This window comes from Oscillibacter sp. 1-3 (genome assembly GCF_000403435.2).
Taxonomy (GTDB): Bacteria; Bacillota; Clostridia; order Oscillospirales; family Oscillospiraceae; genus Oscillibacter.
The window spans coordinates 59794-83359 of the sequence record NZ_KE159712.1 but is presented as its reverse complement, the minus strand read 5'-3'; the positions used below and the strand labels follow the sequence as shown (position 1 = coordinate 83359).

The following is a 23566-nucleotide window of genomic DNA, read 5'->3' as shown; positions in this document are numbered from 1 at the left end:
ATCTCTCAAAAGAATTTTGGGATTCCGGCTGCTGCCGGCTTTTGATCGAATGCCGTGCGTCAATTGATATGTTCTTTAGGCCTTGTTTGATAAATGGCGGAATGCCCGGCGGTGAGAAAACTTTTGCCGGGCAAGGCAAAATTCGCAGGAATACTCTGTTGTGTATTTCAAGAATTTTTAACGCGCCGCAGCGGAAAAAGGTACGCCGGGCGTTCTGCCATGTTTCAAATACGGCCTAGTCCCGCTCTCCATAACACCCGATCATCGCCGCAGCCAGATCGCCCGCATGGTAGAAATTTTTCAGAACAAGATATTCTTTTTAGGTGTGATTTTTGTAGTACCCGGTGGCAACGCCCACACAGGAGATGCCCTGGGCATTGAAAATATTCGCATCCATGAATACAGCTTCATAGATTGTGAAACACGCTATCCGATGAGCCGCTGAGCCTCCGTATGCTCTCCGTCAGCCCGCTTCACCGTCCGAATGCCGGCGGTCAGCGCGACGGCGGAAATCACCGCGCAGGTCAAAATGAAGCCGTCCTGAATACTGAACAGGAACCGGTCCGCCAGCATGACGGTTACGATCAAAATGCTTCCAAACGCCTCCAGCTGCAGCCCGCGTTGCCTCGATAAGTTCATGGTCCGCCTCCTTTGTTACTGTACGCCCATCATCGCCAGGATAACGCGCATAATCACAAGGCTCAGCGCCGCGTCGAACAGGCAGACGAGAATCATCAGCGGATGGTACTTTTTATTGGAGCCGGTCACCAGCACAATGCGGGCATAGTGGCCGATCAACGTACCCATCAGAATACAGGCGGGCAGCATCATAGAGGCCTGGCCCAGAGTCAGGGCGCCGGATTCGTACATAGAGGCCGCGGTGGCGCAGCCGGAGGCCTTGGCGAAGAAGGCGGAGATCAGCACCGCAAAGGCCTCGCCAGGCAGGCCGAACAGGCCCATCACCGGCGACATGACGATGCCCAGCAGATCCATCAAACCGGTCTCCCGCAGGATGTAAACCAGCACATAGCCCAGGATCATGGCTGGGGTGATGTTCTCGATACCAACCTTGAAGCCCTTGGCGCAGCCTTTCAGAAAGACGTCCACAATGGAGACCTTCTGCTTCGCCGGAGCGGCGGCTGTTTTCTGTTCACGCATAGTTCCGTTCCTCCTCACCCTTTGTTTTTCTTGAGTCTCAGCACCAGGCGGACAATATTCGCACCCACCAGCTTGCAGACAAACATGATTACGATGCAGGGCCCAAGGGCCACCGGGCAGATGGCCACCAGCGGCGCGCCGCCGGTGATCGTGTTGTTGATGCACGCGGACCCGGCGTACTGATAGGCCGTGAAGATGGTCCGCTCATCGTCTGTAATGTCGCCGGCGTCGTACAAGTCCCGGGTCATGACCGCCGCCACATCCGAGCCGGTGAAGCTGGAGACGAAGGCGATGCCGCACTTGCCGGGAATGCCCATCAGGGGGCGGAGCAGGGGGCGGAACAGAACGTCCGACGCCTTGAAGGCACCCAGCTCCTCAAATACCGCCAGCAGGCCGCAGAAGAACATCACCGGGGGAATCAAGTTGAAGCCCGCCATGAAGCCGTCCTTGGCGCCGGTGCCGCCGGAGCCGATCAGGTTCGCCCCGGTGTCGCCGATTCTGCCGAAGGAACCGGACAAATTGGTGAAGTCCAGCACCTTGATGGGACCCTCCGCCGTGCGGAACGCGCCCGACAGGATCAGGATCAGGAAAATCAGGGCGATCCATGCGCCGATACCAATTTTCTCCTTTTGCTCTGTGTTTTTTTCCATCGTGTGTTCCTCCTTCTCTTTTATCCCTCTGCGAAATCGTCCCGCAGCGTGTACGCCGCGCAGGCGGCCAGAATACAGCGCTGATAGAATGATTCCACGTCGGCATACTCGTTGGGGGTGTGATTGCCCTCGCCCCGGGGGCCCATGCCGCACACCGTCGGCACACCGCAGGCCACTGTAATGCCGGAGTCCGACAGGCCTCCCACCCGGAAGCAGTCGATTTCTCCGAAGCCGCATTCCGCCGCCGTTTTTTTCAGGTGACCAAACAGCGCCATCACACCGTCTGTGGTATCCATGCACTGCATGACCCGGCTGAGGTCCAGCTCGGCCGTGGTGTCCGGCACGGTATTATGGCCTGTGGCTCTGCGCAGAATGTCAAAGATCTCCTGCCCAACCGCCATGTTGGGGAAGCGGATGCCAATGCGGATGGTGCAGCTGTCCGGAATCGTGTTCTCGCCGATGCCTCCACTGACGATGCCGCAGTTGATGAGCCGTCCCCGGGGAATGTCGTTCTGGGCCTCGATCTCCACGATCTTGTGGGCCGCTTCCAGTACTGCCGAGCGCCCTTTTTCCGGCGCGATGCCCGAATGGGCCGCCACGCCGTGGATATTGATGATTACCGGACCGCCGCCGTTGCGGCCCACTACAAAGCGGTTGTCCATATAGCCGGTCTCAAAATTGAAGGCCGCCATGGCACCCTCCGCCTCCTCCGCAAAGACCTTCTTGGCGTTGGAGAACATATGGAGGTTTTCCTCGTCGCTGGCGAAGATGAATTTGATGGGACGCTCCTTCCAGCCCACCGCCGCCAGGGCCTTTACCGCGTACAGCGCCATAATCAGGCCGGGCTTCATATCCAGAACGCCGGGGCCGTGGGCCATGCCGTTCTCGTCTACGCGAAAAGGATTCGCCCTTGCTGCGCCCTCCTTAAAAACCGTGTCCATGTGGCCGATCAGCAGAAGAGGCGCCTTGCCGCTCCCTGTGTTCCACTCGCCGATCAGCATATCCCCCGCATTCTCAATGGGGATGGTCCGGGTCTGAATGCCCGCCTGCTCCATCTCTCGCCGCAGAATTCCGCGGACCGCGTTTACGCCTTCAATCTGGCCGGTGCCGCTCTCCGTGTTCACCAGTTCTTCCCACAGCGAGAGCATGGGCTGACGCTGTTCGTCGATATACTGGCGAATTTGTCCATAAATCTGCTCCATAGTATCCTCCCTTATTTCTTAGAACCTGTATTCACAACCGCTGAACGCTGTCTTGGCGTTTTTCCCTCATACTTCGTTGATTTTCCTTGCCGTGCGTCGGTATGGCTATTGAAAATCTCCATGTCTGCCGGAAAAGTTCCCGCCAATCCCGTATCTCCCGGTTACGAATACAGGCACTGATTTACAGCATGTTGACTACGAAACCGGCAATCAGTACAGAGGCAATCGTGACGGTGACAAAGCCCGCTGTCAGCATTTTAGGCAGCAAGTAGTTCAAAATCGCGGCCTTTTCCCGCTCGTCCCGGCCGATGGCCTCGGAGACCTCCTGGGGAATCAGCATGGTAGTGGGGAATCCGAAGGTGCAGGAGATCCCCAGGGACACCGCAAGGCCGAAGGGAATATTCAGCAGCTTGCCGCAGATGAACCCCACGACCACCGTGCCGACGACACCCAGCAGCGCCGCCGCCAGAAGGGGCACCAGAACGCTGACCACCTGCTGGGGAGTTGTACTGGCCAGGTTGGAGAAAATGAGAATCGTCACAAAGAAGGTAATCAGGCCGCTGGACTGGGTTTTGGACAGAATGCCCTTTTCCAAAAAGCCCAGCGCGAAAAACAACGCGCCCATAATCAGACACAGCACAAAATAGTGAACCGCGCCGTTGGTCAGCCTGGCTGTGCAGTTGGCGATAACTGCCACAATGCCCAGCTTCGCCAGGTATACGGAGGGCCGGGCAAACAGGGGCGGCAGCTCCAGAAGTCCCCGCTTTTTTCCTGCCGCAGTCTCCTGAGTCTGCTCGCTGTATTGGGCCACCAGAGCCGGCTCCTCCCGGAAGCGCACGGCCGTGCGCCGCAGCAGCAGTGAAGCGATTGGCACGCCGATAAACTTCTGCGTCACATAAAGGACAATGCAGAAGGTTCCGGCCAGCTCCAGCCCCTTCTCCCGCAGGGTTGTGGTCATAATGAGCGTGGCCGCGCTGCCGCCCGCAAAAATCGGCGCCCCTGAAACCGCCATCTCCATGCCCATGACCGGCCCGCCGATGAGAATTATGGCTGCCACGGAACCGATCACACAGCAAAGGGAGATCACAACCACTTTCCACTGCCGTTTGATCTCCGGAAAGTCGATTGTGGTGCCCAGCGAGACCACCAGAATTCCGGCGATCAGATTTCCAAAGCCGCTGATCTGGGCGTCCTCAATCAGCGTCTCCGGCAGGATGCCGCTCCAGAAACCCGCCAGCAGAATCACTGCAATTCCAAGTACTTGAGAGAAGATTGCCTTGGTCTTTTGGGCGATCAGCTCGCCTGCTGCATAGATGCAAAGCAGAATCGTCAGCGCCGCAATTCCTGTCATATTTCGTACCGCCCTCTCTTTTGTTGGCTTCATTTTATCGGGAAATTTTCGCTCTTGTCTAAGCTGAAAAAGTTATAGCCCGGTTATAAATGACGGGAATGGCAATTCTATACGATTTTTTGCTGCTTAAATTGTGCGCTTTGCGCAAAAAAATGAAGCCCTGCACCATCTGGTGCAGGGCTTCGCGAAGAAATCACAGGTTTTTTCGTCAAAATCACAAAGAAAGGGGGTATAATTTTTGGAGCATGGCCACGAAGTCCTCCGCCTCACTGCTCAGGGTTTCCCGTTTCCGCCGAATCCACCCCGTGGTAATCTGAATTTTACAGTTGCGGATCGGAATCGTACGAATATCATAGGCGGAAAAATCTCCGGCACTCAATCCCGGCCCAAAGCGGAAAGCGTCCGTGGACCGGAGGAGGGATAGGATTGCGCTGGTGTCATTGAGATACACCACCTGTGTAAAGTTGGTCAGACGCACGCCGTCAATTTCCAGATAGTGGGTCAAATTGGAGAAGTAATCGTCCGGACGGCGGACAAAGGGATATTGCAGCAGTTCCTCCATGGTTACCTCGTTCTGGTCGTACAGGGGGTGTGCAGGACCAAGGTTGGCATACCAGGTGTCCATGCCGAGGATGTGGAGTTCAATGCCCTTGAAGTTAATCATGTGGCGCAGTTCCTTCAGCTGCATCTGATTGCTCATGACAAAACCGATGTCCGCCTCTCCGCTCTCCACCATCTCAATGACGCGGTACATCCGCTCCTCTGTCAGCTTGAGGGAGATTGGCTCCCTCCGGTGGCAGTTGTAGAATTCGCTCATTAAACGTCCCATGGTGATAATGGGATAGGAGGCGACGGACAAGACCCGGGGCGCCTCCTTCACCGCCAGACCCTCAATCAGCTCCATCTGATTTCTGATGGTACGGCTGTATTGGTAAAGCTTTTTCCCATCCTCCGTCAGCTCAACGCCCCGGTTGGTCCGGTAGAAGATATTTACTTTCAGCTCGCTCTCCAGGTTGCTGATAGCCTTGCTGAGATTGGGCTGTGTGGCGAAAAGCTTCTCTGCCGCCTTGTTAAAACTGCCCTGCTCGGCAACCGTCATGAAATAGATCAACTGCTGCAGCTGCATGGACATTCTCCTTTGACCGGAATTTGCAATATCCCATAGATGTATTAGAAGCTGTATTCGCAGGCGCGGGAATCCCTCGCCCATCCAGCATTCCCAACCTATGAATACAGCTTCTTCAAACAGACTCTAGCGCAAATAAATTATACCACACTTGCTTTTGAAATGGCAACTCAAATTAGAGCGTGCTTTGGCTGCTTGTTCCGGCGCAGTCGGCGGGCCGGCCGGAGAGCATCTCCAAACCGTGGGCCAGAGCGGGGAGGACTGCCTCCAGATTCTCCCGAGCGGCCTTGGGAGAGCCGGGGAGGTTGACAATCAGGGTTTTGCCCCGAATGCCCGCCTGAGCCCGGGAGAGCATTGCCCGGGGAGTGATCTGTAAGGAGGCATAGCGCATGGCCTCGGGAATTCCGGGGGTGAGGCGGTCGCAGACCGCAATGGTGGCCTCCGGGGTCACATCCCTGGGGGCGAAGCCGGTGCCGCCGGTGGTTGCCAGCAGGTGGACGTCCCCGCTGTCGGCTATGGTCCGCAGGGCCTCTTCAATCAGAGGCTGTTCGTCGGGCACAACAGCGGTTTTCACTACATCATATCCGGCGTTTTTCAGCGTTTCCGCCACCAGGGGGCCGCCTGTGTCCGGGCGTTCGCCTTGGAAGCTGCGGTCGCTGACGGTTAAAACAGCGGCGTAATACATCGTCGTTCCTCCTTATTTCAGCAGCAGAATGTCGCTTGGCTGGATGGCAATCCAGCTGTTGTCCTTGTTTGATACAGCCGCCCAGGCCTCCCGGTCCAGTTCCATCCGCAAAAGCGGCGCGTCGGGAACGGAGCCCTCGGGCCGCAGCAGCACAATGGCGGCGAATACATCCTGGATGACCCGCGCCACTTGGCAGGGGAATGCGTTGGGGCCAGGTCCCTCCACAATCATGACGTGGTGCGCCCGAATGCCCGCCCTGCGGACGGTCTCCGGCACCGGCCTGCCGCAGTCCAGCGTCAATCCCCACTCCGGCAGGAACACGGCGGTCCCCTTGGGGACGGCGTCCGCATAGTTTTTGCATCCGGAGAGGCGGGCGGCGGCCTCCGTCTCCGGCTGGTGGAACAGCTCCCGCAGGGTGAGTGTCCGCTGGGATTTTCCGTGGTCCAGCACGCAAACCCGGCGGCAGCTGCGGAACACCTCGCCCCGGTCGTGGGAGACCCAGAGGACCGTGCCCGGAAAATCCTCCAGCGTCTCCGTCAGCTCCAGTTCCAGCTGGTATTTCAGATAGCTGTCCAGGGCGGAAAACGGCTCGTCCAGCAAAATCGCCCTGGGTCTGGAGGCCAGGATGCGGGCCAGGGCCGTCCGCTGCTGCTGCCCGCCGGAGAGCTGGCGGGGCTTCAGCGCCGCCGCCTCCTCCAGCTGAAACCGGCGCAGCAGGCCGTCCGTCTCTGTTTTACGCGCCCTTTTATCCAGAATGGCCGCCCCAATGTTTTGGCGGACGGTCATGTTGGGGAAGAGGGCGTACTGTTGGAAGAGATAGCCCACCTGCCGCCGCTGGGGCGGCAGATTGACCTTTGCGGCGCTGTCGTAGAGTGTCACGCCGTCCAGCGCGATTTTTCCCTCGTCCGGCGTCAGGATTCCCGCCACACATTTCAGTGTGACCGACTTCCCGCAGCCGGAGGCGCCCAGGAGGGCCAGCGTTTCGTTTTCGGCCTCGAACTGGACCTCCAGCTGAAAACTGCCCATCTTTTTTTGGATGTCCACGGAGAGCATCAGCGCCCGCCCCCTCTCTGCCGGGTCTCCAGCAGGTTTACCGCCAGCAAAAAAACGGCGGAGATGGCCACGTTCACCAGCACCCACCGGAAGGCTCCGGCGTCATCATTGGTGCGCCAGAGCTGGTAGACGGTGGTGGAGATGGTGGCGGTGCGGCCCGGGGTGTATCCGGCGATCATGGATGTGGCGCCGTACTCGCCCAGAGCCCGGGCAAAGGCCAGGACGGTGCCTGCCAGGATGCCCTGACGGCAGACCGGCATCTGCACCCGCCAGAATACCCAGGTATTGGAGCGGCCCAGGGTTCGTCCGGCGTCGGCCAGACTGCGGTCAAAACTCTCAAAAGCGCCCCGGGCGGTGCGGTACATCAGGGGAAACGCCACAACGACAGTGGCAAAGACGGCGGACCACCAGGTCATTACCAGCCGGACGCCGAAGACCGCCTGCACCCACATGCCCAGCGGTCGCCTCGGTCCCAGCAGCACCAGCAGCAACCAGCCCACCACCGTGGGGGGCAGTACCAAAGGCAGGGTCAGCACCACATCCAGCAGGCCCTTGAGCGATGGGGGCAGCTTTGCGATCCAGTGGGCCGCGAAAATTCCCAGGAAGAATACCGCCGTTGTGGAGATGGCGGCAATGCGCAGGGAATTCAAGAGGGGATACCAATCCAAGAGCGTCACCTCCGGTCAGATGTCAGAAATCAGGGCGGGGCAGGCCGCCCCGCCCTATGGGAAACTCAGTTCATTGGCGTGAAGCCGACGCTCTCGAACACCGCACCGGCGTCAGCGGTGGTCAGGTAGTCCAGGAAGGCCTGGGCGGCCTCGGGATTGGCGCTGTTTGCCAGTACGGCGGCAGGATAGATCACCTGACCGCACATCTCGGCGGTGGCGCCGTCCACCACTGTGAGACCTGCGGAGAAGGCGTCCGTACCGTAGATGATGCCGCAGTCCACCGTGGCCTCGGAGACCTGGGTGGTGACCTCTTTGACGTTGGAGCCATAGGTCAGGCAGCCGGCGGCGGCCGTCTCGTCGATCTCGTAGTAGGCAAAAATCTTCTGGGTGTACTGGCCCACGGGAACACTGCTGTCGCCGATGGCCAGGAACACATCGCCGTTTTTCAGCTTCTCCGCCAGCTGGTCAAAGCTCTCGATCCCGGCGGGGTTGCCCTCGGGTACGGACAGCGTGACCTTGTTCTCCAGCAGGTCCAGCTGGCTGCCCTCCAGCAGGGCGCTCTCCTCGTCCAAAGCGTTCATCTGAGACTGGCCGGCGGAGATGAACAGGTCGCATTCGGCTCCCTGCTGAATCTGGTCCAGCAGCGTACCGGAGGAGTCATAGGTGGGCGTGATGGACACATTGGGCGCCGCGTCCTTGTACAGCGCAATGATCTGGTCCAGAGTCTCCGTCATGGAGGCAGCGGCGAAGACATAGAGCTCTACGGGGTCCGCGGCGGGCTCCACGGACCCGTTTGCCGCGGGAGCTGGGTCGGAGGACGCCGCGGGGGCGCTGGTCTTTCCGCCGCAGGCGGTCAGAAGCAGACAGAGGAGCAGAGGCAGAATGATTCTATTTTTCATGATGTCGATTTCCCTTCCTGATTTTAATATGTTTTCTTGCCCTTTGCAAGTGTGGGGACACAAAGCGTGATACTTAACTGCGATGAACGATTTTTGGAAAAGCGGGCGGCAGGCTGCCGCCCGGTCTGCTGGAGCGATTATTTTCCGAAGGGACAATTGGGCCAGTGGCAGGGTTTGCAGCCAAGGCACAGACCGCCCTCGCCCATGGCGGCGATGTCCGCCCGTGTAATCTCCACGTCTGCGGCGATCCGGGGGAGGAGCAGGTCGAAGATCGTGGCCCCGGCGTACATGACGCAGCCGGGCAGGCCCAGCACGGGTGTTCCGTCGTCATAGTACCCTGCCAGCAGCATAGCCCCTGGCAGTACCGGCGCGCCGTAGGAGACGATTCGGGCGCCGCTGGCCCTGATCCCGCCGGGGGTGTTGTCGTCCGGGTCCACGCTCATGCCGCCGGTGCAGAGGATGATCTCCGCCCCGGTCTGCCGGACCTCGGAGACGGCGTTTGCCACGTTCTCCACACCGTCGCCGGAATAGGCCGTCGTCAATGTCTCTATGCCATAGGAGGCCAGCTTGTCCTTGACCACCGGAGTGAACGTATCCTGAATCAGTCCGGACTTCACCTCGCTGCCGGTGGCCACAATGGCGGCGGTTTTTCTGACATAGGGCAGCAGTTCTAGCAGGGGAAGTGACCCTGCCGCCTCCTCGGCGGCCAGAAGCTTCTCCTCCTGGATGATGAGGGGGATGACCCGTGTGCCCGCCAGCTTGTCTCCCTTGCGGACGGCGGTATTTCCGTGGCGGGCCGCGATCATAATGTCCTCAATGGAATTGACTGCGATCAGCCGCCGGGAATCCACCCGGAACAGCCCGTCGCAGGCGGCGGTGAGCTCAATCTTGCCCTCCTTGACTCCGCTGCGATCCATGTTTTCATTGGCACAGAGGGCGTACAGCCGCTCTGCCGCGTCGTTTTCATGGACCATGCCGGGAACCATTTCCCAGACATACAGATGCTCCTTGCCCATGGACAGCAGGACGGGGATGTCCTCCTCCCGGACCACGTGGCCCTTGCGGAAGCGCGCGTCCTTGTACTCGCCCTTGATAATCTGTGTCATGTCGTGGCACAGCACGTGGCCCACAGCGTCTGTTGTATGAATCAGTTTCATTTCAGCACCTCGATTTCATCTCCGGCCCGGACAGTGCCCTCTCTGACCACCACGGCGAAAATTCCCTCAGTGGGCATGACGCATTTGCCCACGGCCTTTTTGATGGCGCAGTCGCTGTGACATTCCTTGCCGATCTGTGTGACCTCCACCTCGGTTTCGCCGACACGGAGGCGGGTTCCGATGGGCAGCGATTTCAGATCGATTCCCACAGTGTTGATGTTCTCCGCGAAGACACCGGCGTCCAGCGGAATGGGGCAGGCCGCCCGCATGGTGTCCACGCTCTCGTCGGCCAAAAGGCTGATCTGCCGGTGCCAGTCCCCGGCGTGGGCGTCCCCGTCAATGCCGTGGCGGAGCTTCAATCGGATCTCGGGAACCGGGTGCTTCTGCTCGCCCTTTTTTTCGCTGATATTTACAGACAGAACCTTTGCCATATTCATTCCTCCGCTCTGTAATCGCCGCTCTTGCCGCCGGTCTTCTCCAGCAGGCGGATGCTGGTAATTTTCATATCTTTTTGGACGGCCTTGCACATATCGTAGATTGTCAGCGCCGCGGCGGAGACGGCGGCAAGGGCCTCCATCTCCACGCCGGTGACGCCGGTGCATGTGACGGCGGCGGAGATCTCCACCATGCACGGCTCGTCCGAGAGGCGAAACGTGATGTCAATGCCGGTCAGGGGCAGGGGATGGCACATGGGGATCAGCTCCCAGGTGTGCTTTGCCGCCTGGATGCCCGCCACCTGGGCCACCGCCAGTACGTCCCCTTTTTTCAGGGTGCCGTTTTTGATGTGGGTCATGGTCGATTGGTAGATGTGGATCTCCCCGGCGGCCACGGCGGTTCGGTGGGTAACGGCCTTCTCCGTTACATCCACCATTTTCGCCCGGCCCTGCTGGTTGAAATGGGTCAATTCCGGCATGGTTCAGCCTCCGATCTGATTCATGGTTCTGGGGGTGTCACTGGGGCGGTCGGTCAGATAGTGCCGCTGCGGCTTTTGCAGAATGCCGGAGCGAATCGCGGCCTCCAGCTCCGCACCGTGAAGCCCCCGCAGGGATATTTCCTCGCGGCTGTGAAGACAGCCCTTTAATTTGCCGTCCGCCGTCACCCGGATGCGGCGGCACTGGCCGCAGAAGTCGTGGCTCAGGGGAGAGATGAGCCCCACGGTCCCTTTCGCTCCCGGCAGGCGGTACCGCCGGGCTACGCCCTGAGATTCGATCTGCTGCAGCCCGGGGATTTTCTCCAGGACGGTCTCTCCAGGGAGAAAGCGGCTTTTCTCCCAATGGGCGCAGGGGCCCATTGGCATCAGTTCGATAAACCGGACCTCCCAGGGATGGTCCGCGGTGAGCTTGACAAAATCTCCGATCTCGTCGTCGTTGAAGCCGCCGATGAGGACGGTGTCCAGCTTCAAATTCCGGAACCCGGCGTTCTCCGCCGCCCGGATGCCGGCGAGCGCGTCCTCCAGATGTCCCCGCCGGGTCATTGCAGCAAAGCGGTCCGGGCGGAGCGTGTCCAGACTGATGTTCAGCCGGTCCGTTCCCGCCTTTCGCAGTGGGGCGGCCAGTTCCGCCAAGAGACTTCCGTTGGTGGTGAGGCACAGCTCCTCCAGCTCCGGGATAGCCCGCAGTCCCCGGCAGATGTCCAAAAGACCCCGCCGCACCAGAGGCTCTCCGCCAGTGAGGCGGATTTTTTTCACGCCGCACCGCACCGCTGCCGCACTGATTTCCACACACTCCTCCACGGACAATATGTCCCTGTGAGGACGCTTCGGCACGCCCTCCGCCGGCATGCAGTACCGGCAGCGGTAGTTGCACAGGTCTGTCACCGACAGACGCAGATAGTCAATGGCTCTGCCGCAGCTATCCCGCACAAAAACACCTCCGTTCGTGATACTCGCTTAAGATTAACGATGCTCTCATCATATCAGCTTTCAGTGAAAAGTCAAGGGAGGAGATCACGGCTTTGGGAGCCGGACATAGGACAGCCGCCGCTTTTCTGGGATTCCCTGCGCTCGGCCCGAACCAAAATCATCTCGCCGGCAATGCTGACGGCAATCTCCGCCGGAGTCACCGCCTTGATCTTCGTCCCGATTGGGGCGTGAACCTGCGCCAGATCGGCCTCGCTGAACCCACAGTCCAGGAGCCGCTGATTGACTGCGGCCGTCTTCGTCTTGGAGCCGATGACGCCTAAGTAGGCCGGCGGATGGGCCAGGAGCTGGCGCTCTACCACAAAATCATGGCGGTGGCCCTCTGTGATGACCACTGCGTAATCCTCTTTGTCCAGGCACAGCTTCCCGCCGATCTCCTCATAGCTTCCGCAGATCACCTCGTCCGCCGTGGGAAAGCGAAGCTTGTCCGCGTACTCCGGGCGGTCGTCAAAAACCGTGACCTGAAAATCCACCTGTTTCAGCAGAGGGGCCAGCTCCGCCGCAATGTGACCGGCTCCGAAGATCACCGCCCGCGTCTGGGGGATCAGCGGAATGGAAAACCAGCTCTGTGTACGGATACATGTTTTTTTCATCAGGTCCTGTACAGCTTCCGGAGCGCTGCCGACAAGACAGCCTCCGCTGCCGTCCAGAAGAACCGGGGTTCCGGCCTCCAGGGGAAGAAGAAGCCAGCCGGCAGATTCGCGCCGGGTCAGCAGCTGTGCGGTGAGCGCCTGCCATTCCGGTACGGCAGGGGAGATGTACTGGAACAGCACGGAGACATCCCCGCCGCACATCATCCCGATGTCCTCCCGCCGGTTTTGATGAAGGAAGAAATCATGGGTTGCAGACCGCTCTTCCTGCAGCAGAGACTGCGCCAGTTCCACAGACCGCTTCTCCACGGCGCCGCCGCCGATGGTTCCAACGAGCCGACCTTCCCGGCCGACCAGCATCATCGCGCCGCGGCCCCGGGGAGCGGAGCCGTGCTCTTCCATGACGGCCGCCAGCATAGCGGGCCTGGCCTTGCGCAGTCTGCTGTCTAAATGTTCAAAAATTTGTCTCACAGTGCACTCTCTCCCTTTTTGATCGGCTGGGGTGTTCCCCTTCAATCGCTTCCATAATCAGCCGTTCCACCTCTCGGGCCTGTGCGTAGCGCCGCCGGTGCATTTCCCGGCCGGCTTCGCTCAGACACTTTTGGAGGCTTCCGGAAAAGCGCGCCTCCAGAGAGACCGCCCGGTCCTCCGAGATCAATTTGTCGGCCAGATACAGAACGCTTGCCTCAGAGATCTGGCGTGTCTGCGTCTCGCTCAGCCAGTGGTGGCACGCGATTGCCCCGCTGATTTCCGGATAGCCCAGTTCCGAGAGCCAGGCGGCTCCAACCGCTGCGTGGTGCCGCTCCGCTCGGGCGACGTCGTGCAGCATGGCGGCGGCCCACAGTCTCTCGCGGCACAGGGGGATTCCCCGCGCCTCCAGAAGAGACGCCAGATGGTCCGCCTGCCGCGCCACGGCGAGACAGTGGCGCTGGACGGGAAGGGGCGTATTTCTCCTTTTGTAGAGCTCTTCAATCAATTCCTGCGTCATAAGACCCTCCAATGGCCTCCGCGGGGGATGGCAGGAGGCCGACTTCCCGGACGGAAAAGTTATCGGCTTCCGCGCGGATGAGATTGACGCACCCATACGGCTGGGGGATTGTCAGAAAATTCCGCAGCGGCAGTTCCAGCATACTGCAAAGGAGAAGCCGGTTTGCCCCGGCGTGGGCCACGACGGCAAAGTCGCCCGCGGTCCTCTCCAGCAGTGTCCGCAGAGCGCGGGATACGCGGTCCAGACATTTCTGGAGCGGCTCGCCGCCTGGGATCTGGTATCGCTCCGGGTTCTCGCCCCGTTTTTGATACAGCTCCGGAAAGACGGTGCGGATCTCTTGAAAAGTCCGGCCCTCCCAGAGGCCGACGCCCAGCTCCTCCAGTCCCGCGGCCTCCTCCGCCCTGGGGGAGAGCAGCGCGGCGGTCTCCTTTGCCCGGAGCAGGCCGCTGTGGTAAACGCCGGAGAGGGGAATGTCTTCAAAGTATTTCCGCAAGGCGAGGCCCTGGGCCCTTCCGGCAGGGCTCAGCGGCAGATCTGTGCCGCTGATGCACCTCTTGACTCCGCCGGGAAATGCAACTTCACCGTGACGGATGAGATAGACTGTTTTCATGGCAGGTTCCCTGATCTGGTCCGTTCAGATCCGCTGTGAACGCCTTTTGGAATAATTCCTCCGCCGCCCTGTGGAGAATATCGCGGTACTCCTGATAGGCGGTGAGCAGCTGCTGGCCCCGGGGGGTCAGGGTGCTTCCGCCGCCGCCGCTTCCGCCGGCGTACCGGCCCACCAGCGGATAGCCCAGCTCTTTTTCCATTTTGTTGAGGAGGGTCCAGCCCCGGGAGTAGGACATGTGCATACAGGCGCAGGCATTTTGAATAGAACCCGTGTGGCCGATCATCTCCAGATATTGGGCCGTCTCCGGCGTCAGAACAGTATCCCCTTTGGCGATATGGATATGGATGTCCGGCCAGAGCTGTCCTGTGTTGTGGATGGACATCTCCTGCCGGCGCAGCGCCCGAAAGTCCTGCGGCGTATCCGCGTCCATGGTGATGCCGGAATCATCTACCTCGATGTCCGTGACAGGCTGCGGCAGAGCCGCCATGGCGCCCCGCAGCCCCTTGCTGCCTCGGTATTTCAGGATCTGCGGAATGTATTCCCGGGCAATCAGCACCGGGTGTCCCGGCTGTCCGCCGCACACCGGCCGGACAATGCCGGCTCCAGCTGTCTCCATCTGCCGGAGCGTATCTGTGCGTACCAGCGGCACATCGCCCGGTGTGATAAAGACCGCATCGTAGGACGTGCGCAGCGTTTTCAGTCCCAGGCAGATGGAGTCCAGCATTTTGGTCTCCGCGTAGTGCGTATTTTTGCAGAGGCGAACGCTGCGGGAGGCAAGGTGTTTTTCCAGCAGCTCCGATTTGTAACCCGTTACGACCACAATTTCCTCTGTCCCTGCGCTCCGCAGGTTTTGTATTACCCGTTCGATAATCGTCATTGTTCCCAGGCAGAGCATGGGTTTGAATTCACGCATTCGGGAGGAGAGCCCCGCCGCCGCGATGACCGCTGCGAATTTCATGGTATCACCTCGATATTTACTCAATTACATAACGGACGTCTGAAAAAAGCACATGGAGTGCTTCGGGGAAAGGTAGGTGGATCATGTCTATATAATGGGATATTTTCATGCTTAAAACAAGTACCAGTAGAGCTATTGTATCGAATGATGCATTGGTGTAAGAAGCGGGACCGGATTTGCCGGTCCCGCTTTTTGCGCAGGTGCTCAGTCCGCCTCGTAGAAAGTGATGTAGGAGCCGCCGGGAACGCTGGCCCGGAAGCCTGTGGGCGCCAGGGTTCCATCGTCCTGGACCCGGAAGGACAGCACGGCGCCGTCCTCGTCAGGCAGCTGACAATCAGGAATCTGCCGTCGGGCGACAGCGCACAGCCCCGGGCCCACTTGCCCTCCACCCGGAGGAACTGGATCTGTGCGATGGCGCCGGTCTCCTGGTCCACTTGGAATACGGAAACCGCGTCGGCGCCGTTGCCGTTGATGACATTGTAGATGTATTTGCCGTCGGCGGAGATTGCCATGCCCTGCTGTCCGGGCTTTTGTCCGGGCAGGAAGCCCTTGATCTCAGGCAGGGGGAAGCCCTCCGGAATAGAGTTGACGGTGTTGATGTGCGTGAGGTGGCCGCCCTCGTCATAACGGAAGGCGCTGACGTTGATGGCCCGTTCGTGATTGGCGAAGAAGAAGGGCTTGGCGGGATGGAATACGCAGTAGCGGGGGCAGCTGTTCTCCGCATCGTGATAGGGCTCGCACATTTTGACCAGCTTCTTGGCGGCGTAGTCAATGCGGTACATATAGATGTGGTCGTCTCCCTTGTCGCAGCAGGCGAAGAACCTGCCGCTGGGGTCCCAAATCGCGGAGTGAGGATGAGAGTGCAGGATGAACGCCTCTTTCCGCCCGGTGTGCTTGGAGACGTCCACCAGGGCGCCGATGGTGCCGTCCTCGTTCAGCTCAAACAGATCCACCGTCGCATCGTCGTATACGACCTCCATGCCCCAGGTGCCGTCCTCCTTCTGGACGGCTTTCGTCACCGCGAAGAAGCTGGAGTGATTGGCGCAGACCAGGTATCTGCCGGTGGGGTCAAGGCTGATATAGGCGGGGCAGGGGCAGCAGGCGGGGACGCGGGAGATCTGGGTCAGATACCCGGTGGCGGGATCGATCTTATAAGCGTAAATCAGGCCGCCGCCGCCTTTCACGTAGTCGGGATTCTCTTTGATTTCGTTGGTGATGTAGAGGATGTTTCTCTTTTTATCCAGCGCTGTGCAGTTGCAGGTCAGTGTCTCCTCCAGATCAGCGATCTTGGTCATGTCTCCGTTTTCGGGGTTGTATTCGAGCAGACCGATACCGGGAGTGCCGACGAATTCGTTCCAGCTGCTGACGTACATATAGGTCTTGGACATATCATTTCCTCCTTCATTAAATGGGGACTTGTTTGAGATCGTGATTTTCGGGCAGGCGCCGGTTTACAGGCGCAGAGGCTGATTGGGATCTTTTTCCTCCTTGCACCGCAGGCCGCCCGCCACAAAAATGCCCGCGGCGGTCAATGTGATGAACAGGCCTGCGATCAGCGTCGCGGCGATTTTGTGGGGAATGTCCTCCGCGCCCAAAACGGCGGCCAGGGGATCGATGATGTAGGTCGAGGAGGCCATTCCCAAATTCATGAATCCAACCAGTGCAGAGACGCAGAGGGGAACGACCTCCTCCGGCAGACGGAGGGACAGCTCGCCCACCACGGCGGGCATCATGCCGCCCTTCGCAACGCCCAGCAGCATCGTACCCAGCATGCAGCCCAGCATGGAGGAGGTAAAGGCCGCCATGGACAGGTACCCGAAGGTCATCATCAGCGTCAGCGCCGGCACCAGCCAGCGCCGCAGCACATGGGAGGCCCTGCCGAAGAAAATCCCTGTAATCCCGCCTACAAGTGTCAGAACCGAGTTGGCGACGCCTGCCTGGAATGAGGTGCCCAGGGAATAGATGTGAATGATGTACTCGGATATGACGGCTTTGTAGGTAAAGGCGCAGACGTAGAACAGGAAGTATTGCAGAAAAATCAGCAGGGCGATTGGCGGAATCTTCCGGAGGTGCCTGAAAAAGTTCTGGTCCATCCGATTTTTGAGGCGTACCTGCCCCATATCGTCAGGCATAAAGCGCATGACGACCAGCAGAATGGGCACTGCGATGAGATACAGAGAATAGGCCCATTGCCAGTGGATAGAGCCGATACAGCCCCCCAGCAGGGAGAAGAAGAACCCGCCTCCCATCGTACAGGCGTGGACATAGCCGGAGTATTTCACTGTCTGATGGATATTGTTGGTGTGGACAGCCACCACTGCGGCGGGCAGGCAGCTGATGATGCTGGATTCCATGCCGTCGACAGCCGCACAGGCGATCATCACCCAATAGGGACATTTTCCGCCGAAGAGGAGGTAGACCATGCCCACGCCGATCATGCCGGTGATGGCAAACTGAATCATCCTCTTGGGAGATACCCGCATGGTCAGAGGTCCGACAATAAACGCGGCGATCATGCCGATCACATGGCCGATTGATTGGAAGAGGTAAAGGGTGGAATGGGGCACCTGCGGGTAGTCCTCCACGATATAGGCAAAGATGGAATTGCCCAGCGAGTTATCCATTGCCACAACAGCCGCGGCGCAGGCCGCGAAAATGGCGCGCTTTTGCACGGTGGAAAGGGGGCGGTGATTGTGCATATACATCCTGCTTTCCCGCTTCATTCATGCCGGACTGAGCCGGCGGCAGATGAGACGTGCGCTGCCGTCAGGGGTGGGATTAGAGCCTGCCGTATGCGAGAGAGGCGCGAAGGGGGTTTTTGCCGAAGGGGAGGGATCAATGGCGGCGTCCGGCGCTGACGGCAGGCCAGGTATTGGTTTTGATCCGTCTCTGAATGCGGATTGCCAGGTAGGCCGCCGCAATCACGGCCACAACGCCGCAGATCAGGGTGAATACGGCCACGGAACCAAAGCCGCCGTCTCCGAACAGCTTTGCAAACGTAATCATATAGGGGCCCAGAAGTCCGCCGAAGTAGGTGCCGCCGATGGAGTACAGGGTCAGCGTCAGCGTCAGCTTGTCCTTGCCGCCGGCAAAAATGGGCAGGATGCAGTACAAGAACGCGGGAACACCTGCGGTGGCGCCGACAAACGCGCAGAACAGCCATGCGGAGGAGACGCTGTTGAGCTGGAAGGCCACGGCGAGACCCATAAAGTAGATGGCCACGTACAAACAGGCGAACCAGCCCTGGAACTTGCGGGTTTTTCCCCACAGGAAGCCGAAGATAATGGGAGCGAAGACCTTTACGCCGGCCCAGACGCTGGAGATATTGTTGGCGGTCAGCTCATCGCAGCCGCAGTTATCCATGAAGATCTCGCTGGAGAAGGGCATAAAGCCCTTGATGGTGACGGAGTACAAGAACATGATGATGACGCAGCACCAGATCTCGGGGACCTTCACAATGTCGCTGAACCGCGCCTTGGGAGCGGCGGCCTTGGCGGCGGCTTTGGCCGCCTCCTTTTCATTGTGTTCATCCTCGGAGAACAGGGGACCGGGCTTCACCCAGAACTGGTAAAACACAAAGGCCACCACGTTCAAAACGGCGCAGAAGACAAACAGGGAGCGCCATGTGGCGTCTGGGTTGATGCCCTTGATCATATTGTAGACCCGCAGGGGAATAAAGGAGCCCAAGGCGGGTGCGCTTCCGTAGAGGCCGATGGCGAGACCCTGCTTGTCAGCGGGGAACCAGGAGGTGATAATCCAGCTGCCGATCAAAACGGGAATTGTGTAACTGACGGACTGGATCAGGCGGCAGAGCAGCATCGCGGCTGCGCTGCTGCAGCCATAGGCGCCGAACAGGCCGCCGATGATGCCGAACACGAAGGAGGCATAGCCGATCTTGCGGTAGCCATGCTTGGTGATGAAGGAGCCCATGGGCAGGGCAAGAATCAGGTTGCCCAGAACAAACACAGAGGTCAGCGCGGAGCGGAAAGAGTCGCCGGCGGCGAATTCCTCCGCCATAGCCCGCTGGATCGAGGTCATCATGCTCAGGGAGACGCAGCCCATCAGATGGAACAGCCACGCGCCGATGGCGCAGAGCCACGCCTGTACGCCGGGCCGGTACTGCTGCCTGGCGGCGTTGGAAGCTAAATTTTCAGACATATTGATTAGTCCCTCCACACAGATAGATTTTTTTGATTTGTGAGATCACGGGCAGATCATTTATATTTGAAACAAGCGAGGAACAGGTCCTCGCTTGTTTCCGCCTTGCGCGCGCTCAGTCGTAGATTTTGATCTTGCCCTGATCCCGCAGCATCTTCCAGATGCGCTCGGGGTCCAGGGGCAGGGAGCTGATCCGCAGGCCGGTGGCCTGGGTGATGGCGTTGGCCACCGCGCCGCCGATGGGGGCGGCAGTGCCCTCGCCGCACTCCTTCGCTCCGAAGGGGCCCTCGGGATCGGGGGGATAGTCGTACTTTGTATGAATGGGCGGCATATCCAGCGCGGTGGGCATCCGGTAATCGCGGAAGGTGGGATTGATGATCTTGCCGTCCCGCTCCTTGATCTCTTCAAAGATGGAGTAGCCGATGCCGGAGTAGATGGAGCCCTCCAGCTGACCTTCCACGGCCTTGGGGTTCAGGGCCTGGCCGCAGTCGTGAGCGAAGAAGAAGTCGTGGATGTCGATGTTGCCGGTCTCCATGTCCACGTCCAGATGGCACGCGCTGGTGGAGAAGACATAGGAGGGGGCGTAGTTGGAGGGCTTGCCGTGGTACTGGGCGGAATTGGTCCGGTGATAGTAGGAGCCGACGCCGATCAGCTCGTCGCCGCCCTTGGCCGCCATGTATGTAAACACAGCCTCTCTCCAGGGCATCTCCAGATCCTCCTTGCCCATATCGCGGCAGACCACCTTGTGGTCGATCAGATCCAGCGTGGCGGGATCGGCGCTCCACTTGGCGGCGATGACCTCCAGAAGCTTTTTCTTCGTTTCCACCGCCGCGCGGCGGACGGCGTTGCCGCCCAAGAAGGTGACGCGGCTGCCGTAGGCACCGGAGTCGTAGCCGGCGTTGAACGTGCTGGTCTGGACCAGCTTGACATCGTTCATGTCCAGGCCCAGCTCCTCGGCGACGATCATGACGCTGAGCGTATCGGCGCCCTGGCCGTTGTCATGCAGGTTGGAGTAGACGGAGACGACACCGTGGAAGTCCACACGGACGGTGGCGTTGGTCTGGATCTGCTGGGGCGTCTCCAGGATGGGGGAGGCCGTACCGGAGACAAAGGCGACACTGGAGAAGCCGATGCCCTCGCCGGGCTTCAGGCTGTTCTTGCTCTCGGGCCAATGCATGTAGGCCTGGGCATCGTCCAGAGTCTCCTTCATGGCGCAGCTGGTGACCACCAGGCCGGCAGGGGACTTGTAGTCGGGCTCCAAAGCGTTCTTGCGGCGCAGGTCCAGGGGATCGATGCCCAGGGCCTCCGCGGTGCGGTTCATGGCAACCTCGTTGGCGAACTGAACCTGGCAGGCGGTATAGCCGCGCATGGCGCCGTTGATGGCCTTGTTGGTGTAGACGCGCCGCGTCTCAAAGTCGATGCAGTCGATCTTGTAGGGGAAGGCGGACCACAGGGCGCTCAGCTTCACGGGGGCGACCATGCCCTTGCCGTAAGCGCCGCCGTCCAGATAGTAGCGGGCTTTCTTGGCGAGAATCTCGCCGTCCTTTTTGAAGGCGGTTTCGATGTGCATCACAAAGGGATGGCGGCCGTGCATGGTGAAGAACTCCTCCTCACGGGTCAGCACGAAGCGGACGGGGTGGCCGGTCCGCTGGGCCATCTTGCAGGCGCAAAAGTAGTGGGGGGCGCAGTTGGACTTGCCGCCGAAGCCGCCGCCGACAAAGGGGCGGATCACATGGAAGTGGGACTCGTCCATCTCAAAGACCTGAGACAGCCAATACTGGTTGTTCCAGGAGCTGGTGGTGCTGGGGATGATGGTGTACTGGTCCTTGATGGAGTCATAGGTGGCATAGCAGGCGTGGGGCTCGATGCAGGCGTGGACCGTCTTGTGGGCGGTGTAGTCGCCCACCTCCACATAGTCGGCGGAGGCGAACTCCTCGTCGAAGTCCTTGCCCTTGACGGTGCCCTTGGTGAAGCTGCTGTTGCCGATGTTGCTCTGCAGGTCGGAGCGAACGAGAGCGGCGCCGTCCTTAATGGCATCCAAGGGATTGTAATGGGCGGGCAGCGGCTCGTACTCCACCTCGATCAGGTCCACGGCCTTCTTGGCGATGGCCTCGCTGGTGGCGCAGACCGCCGCCACCAGATCGCCGTAGTAGCAGACCTCCTCCTTGCACAAAACCTCCTCGTCGCCGTCGCTGACGCCGCGGTCAAAGCCGGCGCCCTTGCCGTGTCCGCCCTGGCGGACATCGCCGAAGTCCTTGCCGGTCAGGATGCACTTCACGCCGGGCAGAGCCTCCGCCTTGCTGGTGTCGATGGAGAGGATCTTGGCGTGGGCATGGGCACTGTATTTCGCCTTGCCGTAGAGCATGTTGGGGGCGTGGTAGTCGCCGGCGTACTTTGCGCGGCCAGTTACCTTCTCGTAGGCCTCAATGTGGACGTACTTGCTCTCCTTGTTGCTGACAAGGCGGTAGTCCTCCGGTTTCCGGAAGTAGTTCTTATCGGCGTATCTGTTCATTTACTCTCAGCCTCCCAATTTGTAGCTGCCGCCGCGGCCTGAATGGCGTCGATGATCTTGGCGTAGCCAGTGCAGCGGCAGAGGTTGCCCTCAATGGCCTCCCGGATCTCCCGCTCGGTGGGATGGGGATTCCGGTTCAGCAGAGCGGTGGCGGACATAATCATGCCGGGGGTACAGTATCCGCACTGGAATGCCCAGTTGTCGATGAACTGCTGCTGCAGCGGGGTCAGGACGCCGTTTTTCTCCAGCCCCTCAATGGTCACCACACTGCAGCCCTCCACATCGCGCACCAGCGTGATGCAGCTGTTTACAGGCCGGTCGTTGATCATCACGGTGCAGGCGCCGCACTCGCCCTCCTCGCAGCCCTTCTTGGTGCCGGTCAGGCCCAGGCTGTCCCGCAGCAGGTCCAGCAGTGTGGTGTTGTCCTCGGTGATGACCTCCTTCGGCTCTCCGTTGAGCGTAAATGTTACAATGCGTTTCATATCGAACCCTCCTCATAGCCTTCCAACGCTTTTTTGATGCTGCGCTTTACAAAGACGCGGATCATGTCCCTGCGGTATTCCGCAGACGCGCGGACATCGGAAATGGGGTGGCAGTTGCGCATGGCGATGATGCTGGCCTCGTTCAACAGCTCGTCGGTGAGCGCCTTGCCGATGAGGACCTTTTCCGCCTCATAAGCACGGATGGGGGTGGTGGCCACGGCGCCCAGGGCGATGCGGCAGTCCTTGCAGACGCTGCCGTCCATCTGTACCCAGGCGGCCACGCCTACGATGGCCAGGTCCAGGGCCCGGCGGACGGAGTGCTTGATGTACGCGGAGTGCTCGTTTTCAGCCAGGGGAGGGATTACGATGCCGGTCACGATCTCGCCACGCTCCAGGCAGGTGCGCTTAACGCCCTTGAAAAAGTCGACGGCCTTGACCTCCCGGGGCTTCTCGGGGCCGTGTATTTTGATCGTCGCGTCGCAGGCGATCAGGATGGGAGCGGTGTCGCAGGAAGGGGAGGCGTTGCAGATGTTGCCCACCATAGTGCCCCGGTTGCGGACCTGGGTGGAGGCGACGTACTTGGCCGCCTGAGAGACTGCCGGATTCTTCTCGTGGACCAGCGGAGAGGTCTGGATGTCGAACAGCTTGGTCAGGCATCCGATCTTCAGTCCCTCTTTTTCGTCATACTCCAGATAGTCCAGACCGGGGATGCGGGTCAGACTGAGGACGTAATCGGCTTTCAGGGCGCCGTCTTTCATGGGGGGGATGGTATCGGTGCCTCCGGCCATCACTCTGGCGCCGCTGCCCAGCTCCACAAGCAGATTGCTGGCTTCCTCGATGGTAGTGGGTACCAAGTACTCAAATTCAGGTAATACCACTTGATTTCCTCCTTTATGTTCTCTATTCACCAATTACAAGGGATTTGCTACGGTACCTAAATTGTATAGAAATTACAAATATCAAAAAACAGGCAGATGATAATGAATAGCATTTGAAATATCTGTATCACTTGCTACATCATTTCTTGTGAGGCTTGCCGCGGGATGTTTTCTGCGGTAGAAATAGTTTGAACCATAAGTAGAAGGGAGATTTTTCTATGGAATATTCGGAGCGTTGCCGCCGTCACGAGCATGACCACCATGACCACCACCATGAGCAGCATGACCACCATGGGCATCGTGCCAGTCACCGTGTTCCCTTTGAGGAGCTGCGGGAGGACACCGTGATCTGCCGCTGCTGTGACATCACGTTTTCCAAGCTGCGCGATGCGGTGGAACATGGCGCGGCCTCTGCGGAGGAGGTGGCTGAACGGACCTCCAGTCAATTCGCCTGCAGGAAGTGCGTTGATTATATGGAGTCTGTCATTCACTGGCTGAAAATCGGGAAATAACGGCACGCCGG

At 59.6% G+C, this 23566-nt stretch carries 26 protein-coding genes; 2 read left to right on the top strand and 24 right to left on the bottom strand.

Annotation, left to right across the window (positions count from 1 at the left end; genetic code table 11):
• Positions 1-286: 286 nt before the first annotated feature.
• Positions 287-445 carry a hypothetical protein gene (locus C816_RS25260; protein ID WP_242832301.1) on the top strand — a complete coding sequence of 53 codons (159 nt, stop codon included), beginning with the start codon at positions 287-289 and terminating at the stop codon, positions 443-445.
• On the opposite strand, the gene C816_RS20675 is transcribed toward C816_RS25260, so the two are convergent.
• The 24 genes from C816_RS20675 to C816_RS20560 all read right to left on the bottom strand — a co-directional run bounded on the left by C816_RS20675 (position 427) and on the right by C816_RS20560 (position 23043).
• Positions 427-639: a hypothetical protein gene (locus C816_RS20675; protein WP_016324364.1), complete on the bottom strand. Its 213-nt coding sequence runs from the start codon at positions 637-639 to the stop codon at positions 427-429. The genes C816_RS25260 and C816_RS20675 overlap by 19 nt on opposite strands.
• A gap of 15 nt (positions 640-654) precedes the next feature.
• On the bottom strand, positions 655-1158 hold the full coding sequence (locus C816_RS20670; protein ID WP_016324363.1) for a nucleoside recognition domain-containing protein: 504 nt from the start codon (positions 1156-1158) through the stop codon (positions 655-657).
• A 14-nt stretch (positions 1159-1172) separates the two neighbouring features.
• Entirely contained in the window at positions 1173-1808 is a 636-nt protein-coding gene (locus C816_RS20665) for a nucleoside recognition domain-containing protein (RefSeq protein ID WP_016324362.1), read from the bottom strand.
• Positions 1809-1828: 20 nt separating this feature from the next.
• Complete coding sequence (locus tag C816_RS20660) at positions 1829-3010, bottom strand: M20/M25/M40 family metallo-hydrolase (RefSeq protein WP_016324361.1); 1182 nt, start codon at positions 3008-3010, stop codon at positions 1829-1831.
• A 181-nt stretch (positions 3011-3191) separates the two neighbouring features.
• A complete protein-coding gene (locus C816_RS20655; protein WP_016324360.1) occupies positions 3192-4361 on the bottom strand; it encodes a hypothetical protein in 1170 nt (389 codons plus the stop codon).
• A gap of 214 nt (positions 4362-4575) precedes the next feature.
• Positions 4576-5487, bottom strand: a complete 912-nt coding sequence (locus C816_RS20650; protein ID WP_016324359.1) for a LysR family transcriptional regulator — start codon at positions 5485-5487, stop codon at positions 4576-4578.
• Between the two features lie 175 nt (positions 5488-5662).
• Complete coding sequence (locus C816_RS20645) at positions 5663-6172, bottom strand: MogA/MoaB family molybdenum cofactor biosynthesis protein (RefSeq protein WP_016324358.1); 510 nt, start codon at positions 6170-6172, stop codon at positions 5663-5665.
• Between the two features lie 12 nt (positions 6173-6184).
• Positions 6185-7225 carry a sulfate/molybdate ABC transporter ATP-binding protein gene (locus C816_RS20640; protein WP_016324357.1) on the bottom strand — a complete coding sequence of 347 codons (1041 nt, stop codon included), beginning with the start codon at positions 7223-7225 and terminating at the stop codon, positions 6185-6187.
• Positions 7225-7893: a molybdate ABC transporter permease subunit gene (modB, locus tag C816_RS20635; RefSeq protein WP_016324356.1), complete on the bottom strand. Its 669-nt coding sequence runs from the start codon at positions 7891-7893 to the stop codon at positions 7225-7227. Before modB ends, C816_RS20640 begins: the two co-directional genes overlap by 1 nt.
• Positions 7894-7958: 65 nt before the next feature.
• Positions 7959-8792, bottom strand: coding sequence for a molybdate ABC transporter substrate-binding protein (gene modA / locus C816_RS20630; protein ID WP_016324355.1), 834 nt, complete (start codon positions 8790-8792; stop codon positions 7959-7961).
• A 137-nt stretch (positions 8793-8929) separates the two neighbouring features.
• Positions 8930-9949, bottom strand: coding sequence for a molybdopterin-binding protein (locus C816_RS20625; RefSeq protein WP_016324354.1), 1020 nt, complete (start codon positions 9947-9949; stop codon positions 8930-8932).
• On the bottom strand, positions 9946-10380 hold the full coding sequence (locus tag C816_RS20620) for an MOSC domain-containing protein (RefSeq protein ID WP_016324353.1): 435 nt from the start codon (positions 10378-10380) through the stop codon (positions 9946-9948). The genes C816_RS20625 and C816_RS20620 overlap by 4 nt, the downstream gene beginning before the upstream one ends.
• A gap of 2 nt (positions 10381-10382) precedes the next feature.
• Complete coding sequence (gene moaC / locus C816_RS20615; protein ID WP_016324352.1) at positions 10383-10862, bottom strand: cyclic pyranopterin monophosphate synthase MoaC; 480 nt, start codon at positions 10860-10862, stop codon at positions 10383-10385.
• Between the two features lie 3 nt (positions 10863-10865).
• Complete coding sequence (moaA, locus tag C816_RS20610) at positions 10866-11810, bottom strand: GTP 3',8-cyclase MoaA (RefSeq protein WP_016324351.1); 945 nt, start codon at positions 11808-11810, stop codon at positions 10866-10868.
• Between the two features lie 71 nt (positions 11811-11881).
• Complete coding sequence (locus C816_RS20605) at positions 11882-12928, bottom strand: XdhC family protein (protein WP_016324350.1); 1047 nt, start codon at positions 12926-12928, stop codon at positions 11882-11884.
• Positions 12912-13445 (bottom strand): HD domain-containing protein, encoded by a 534-nt coding sequence (locus tag C816_RS20600; RefSeq protein ID WP_016324349.1) that lies wholly within the window; start codon positions 13443-13445, stop codon positions 12912-12914. The genes C816_RS20605 and C816_RS20600 overlap by 17 nt, the downstream gene beginning before the upstream one ends.
• The gene (locus C816_RS20595) at positions 13426-14055 is read right to left on the bottom strand and encodes a histidine phosphatase family protein (protein WP_016324348.1); all 630 of its coding nucleotides are present in this window, start codon (positions 14053-14055) and stop codon (positions 13426-13428) included. The genes C816_RS20600 and C816_RS20595 overlap by 20 nt, the downstream gene beginning before the upstream one ends.
• Positions 14024-15013 (bottom strand): NTP transferase domain-containing protein, encoded by a 990-nt coding sequence (locus tag C816_RS20590; protein WP_016324347.1) that lies wholly within the window; start codon positions 15011-15013, stop codon positions 14024-14026. The genes C816_RS20595 and C816_RS20590 overlap by 32 nt, the downstream gene beginning before the upstream one ends.
• A 20-nt stretch (positions 15014-15033) precedes the next feature.
• Positions 15034-16401: a lactonase family protein gene (locus tag C816_RS20585; RefSeq protein ID WP_016324346.1), complete on the bottom strand. Its 1368-nt coding sequence runs from the start codon at positions 16399-16401 to the stop codon at positions 15034-15036.
• A 63-nt stretch (positions 16402-16464) separates the two neighbouring features.
• Entirely contained in the window at positions 16465-17736 is a 1272-nt protein-coding gene (locus C816_RS20580; protein WP_081646448.1) for an MFS transporter, read from the bottom strand.
• Between the two features lie 112 nt (positions 17737-17848).
• The gene (locus C816_RS20575; RefSeq protein WP_016324344.1) at positions 17849-19171 is read right to left on the bottom strand and encodes an MFS transporter; all 1323 of its coding nucleotides are present in this window, start codon (positions 19169-19171) and stop codon (positions 17849-17851) included.
• A 115-nt stretch (positions 19172-19286) separates the two neighbouring features.
• Positions 19287-21683, bottom strand: coding sequence for a xanthine dehydrogenase family protein molybdopterin-binding subunit (locus C816_RS20570; protein ID WP_016324343.1), 2397 nt, complete (start codon positions 21681-21683; stop codon positions 19287-19289).
• Positions 21680-22165, bottom strand: coding sequence for a (2Fe-2S)-binding protein (locus C816_RS20565; RefSeq protein WP_016324342.1), 486 nt, complete (start codon positions 22163-22165; stop codon positions 21680-21682). Before C816_RS20565 ends, C816_RS20570 begins: the two co-directional genes overlap by 4 nt.
• Positions 22162-23043, bottom strand: coding sequence for an FAD binding domain-containing protein (locus C816_RS20560; RefSeq protein ID WP_016324341.1), 882 nt, complete (start codon positions 23041-23043; stop codon positions 22162-22164). Before C816_RS20560 ends, C816_RS20565 begins: the two co-directional genes overlap by 4 nt.
• 218 nt (positions 23044-23261) lie before the next feature.
• On the opposite strand from C816_RS20560, the gene C816_RS23270 reads away from it, so the two are divergent.
• Entirely contained in the window at positions 23262-23555 is a 294-nt protein-coding gene (locus C816_RS23270; protein ID WP_016324340.1) for a (2Fe-2S)-binding protein, read from the top strand.
• The last annotated feature ends 11 nt before the right edge of the window (positions 23556-23566 follow it).

What these genes read in the sequence shown, in the direction of transcription:
- C816_RS25260 (WP_242832301.1), top strand. Translation starts at nt 287, where the DNA reads ATGGTAGAAATTTTTCAGAACAAGATATTCTTTTTAGGTGTGATTTTT.
- C816_RS20675 (WP_016324364.1), bottom strand. Translation starts at nt 639, where the DNA reads ATGAACTTATCGAGGCAACGCGGGCTGCAGCTGGAGGCGTTTGGAAGC.
- C816_RS20670 (WP_016324363.1), bottom strand. Translation starts at nt 1,158, where the DNA reads ATGCGTGAACAGAAAACAGCCGCCGCTCCGGCGAAGCAGAAGGTCTCC.
- C816_RS20665 (WP_016324362.1), bottom strand. Translation starts at nt 1,808, where the DNA reads ATGGAAAAAAACACAGAGCAAAAGGAGAAAATTGGTATCGGCGCATGG.
- C816_RS20660 (WP_016324361.1), bottom strand. Translation starts at nt 3,010, where the DNA reads ATGGAGCAGATTTATGGACAAATTCGCCAGTATATCGACGAACAGCGT.
- C816_RS20655 (WP_016324360.1), bottom strand. Translation starts at nt 4,361, where the DNA reads ATGACAGGAATTGCGGCGCTGACGATTCTGCTTTGCATCTATGCAGCA.
- C816_RS20650 (WP_016324359.1), bottom strand. Translation starts at nt 5,487, where the DNA reads ATGCAGCTGCAGCAGTTGATCTATTTCATGACGGTTGCCGAGCAGGGC.
- C816_RS20645 (WP_016324358.1), bottom strand. Translation starts at nt 6,172, where the DNA reads ATGTATTACGCCGCTGTTTTAACCGTCAGCGACCGCAGCTTCCAAGGC.
- C816_RS20640 (WP_016324357.1), bottom strand. Translation starts at nt 7,225, where the DNA reads ATGCTCTCCGTGGACATCCAAAAAAAGATGGGCAGTTTTCAGCTGGAG.
- modA (WP_016324355.1), bottom strand. Translation starts at nt 8,792, where the DNA reads ATGAAAAATAGAATCATTCTGCCTCTGCTCCTCTGTCTGCTTCTGACC.
- C816_RS20625 (WP_016324354.1), bottom strand. Translation starts at nt 9,949, where the DNA reads ATGAAACTGATTCATACAACAGACGCTGTGGGCCACGTGCTGTGCCAC.
- C816_RS20620 (WP_016324353.1), bottom strand. Translation starts at nt 10,380, where the DNA reads ATGGCAAAGGTTCTGTCTGTAAATATCAGCGAAAAAAAGGGCGAGCAG.
- moaC (WP_016324352.1), bottom strand. Translation starts at nt 10,862, where the DNA reads ATGCCGGAATTGACCCATTTCAACCAGCAGGGCCGGGCGAAAATGGTG.
- C816_RS20600 (WP_016324349.1), bottom strand. Translation starts at nt 13,445, where the DNA reads ATGACGCAGGAATTGATTGAAGAGCTCTACAAAAGGAGAAATACGCCC.
- C816_RS20595 (WP_016324348.1), bottom strand. Translation starts at nt 14,055, where the DNA reads ATGAAAACAGTCTATCTCATCCGTCACGGTGAAGTTGCATTTCCCGGC.
- C816_RS20590 (WP_016324347.1), bottom strand. Translation starts at nt 15,013, where the DNA reads ATGAAATTCGCAGCGGTCATCGCGGCGGCGGGGCTCTCCTCCCGAATG.
- C816_RS20585 (WP_016324346.1), bottom strand. Translation starts at nt 16,401, where the DNA reads ATGTCCAAGACCTATATGTACGTCAGCAGCTGGAACGAATTCGTCGGC.
- C816_RS20580 (WP_081646448.1), bottom strand. Translation starts at nt 17,736, where the DNA reads ATGAAGCGGGAAAGCAGGATGTATATGCACAATCACCGCCCCCTTTCC.
- C816_RS20575 (WP_016324344.1), bottom strand. Translation starts at nt 19,171, where the DNA reads ATGTCTGAAAATTTAGCTTCCAACGCCGCCAGGCAGCAGTACCGGCCC.
- C816_RS20570 (WP_016324343.1), bottom strand. Translation starts at nt 21,683, where the DNA reads ATGAACAGATACGCCGATAAGAACTACTTCCGGAAACCGGAGGACTAC.
- C816_RS20565 (WP_016324342.1), bottom strand. Translation starts at nt 22,165, where the DNA reads ATGAAACGCATTGTAACATTTACGCTCAACGGAGAGCCGAAGGAGGTC.
- C816_RS23270 (WP_016324340.1), top strand. Translation starts at nt 23,262, where the DNA reads ATGGAATATTCGGAGCGTTGCCGCCGTCACGAGCATGACCACCATGAC.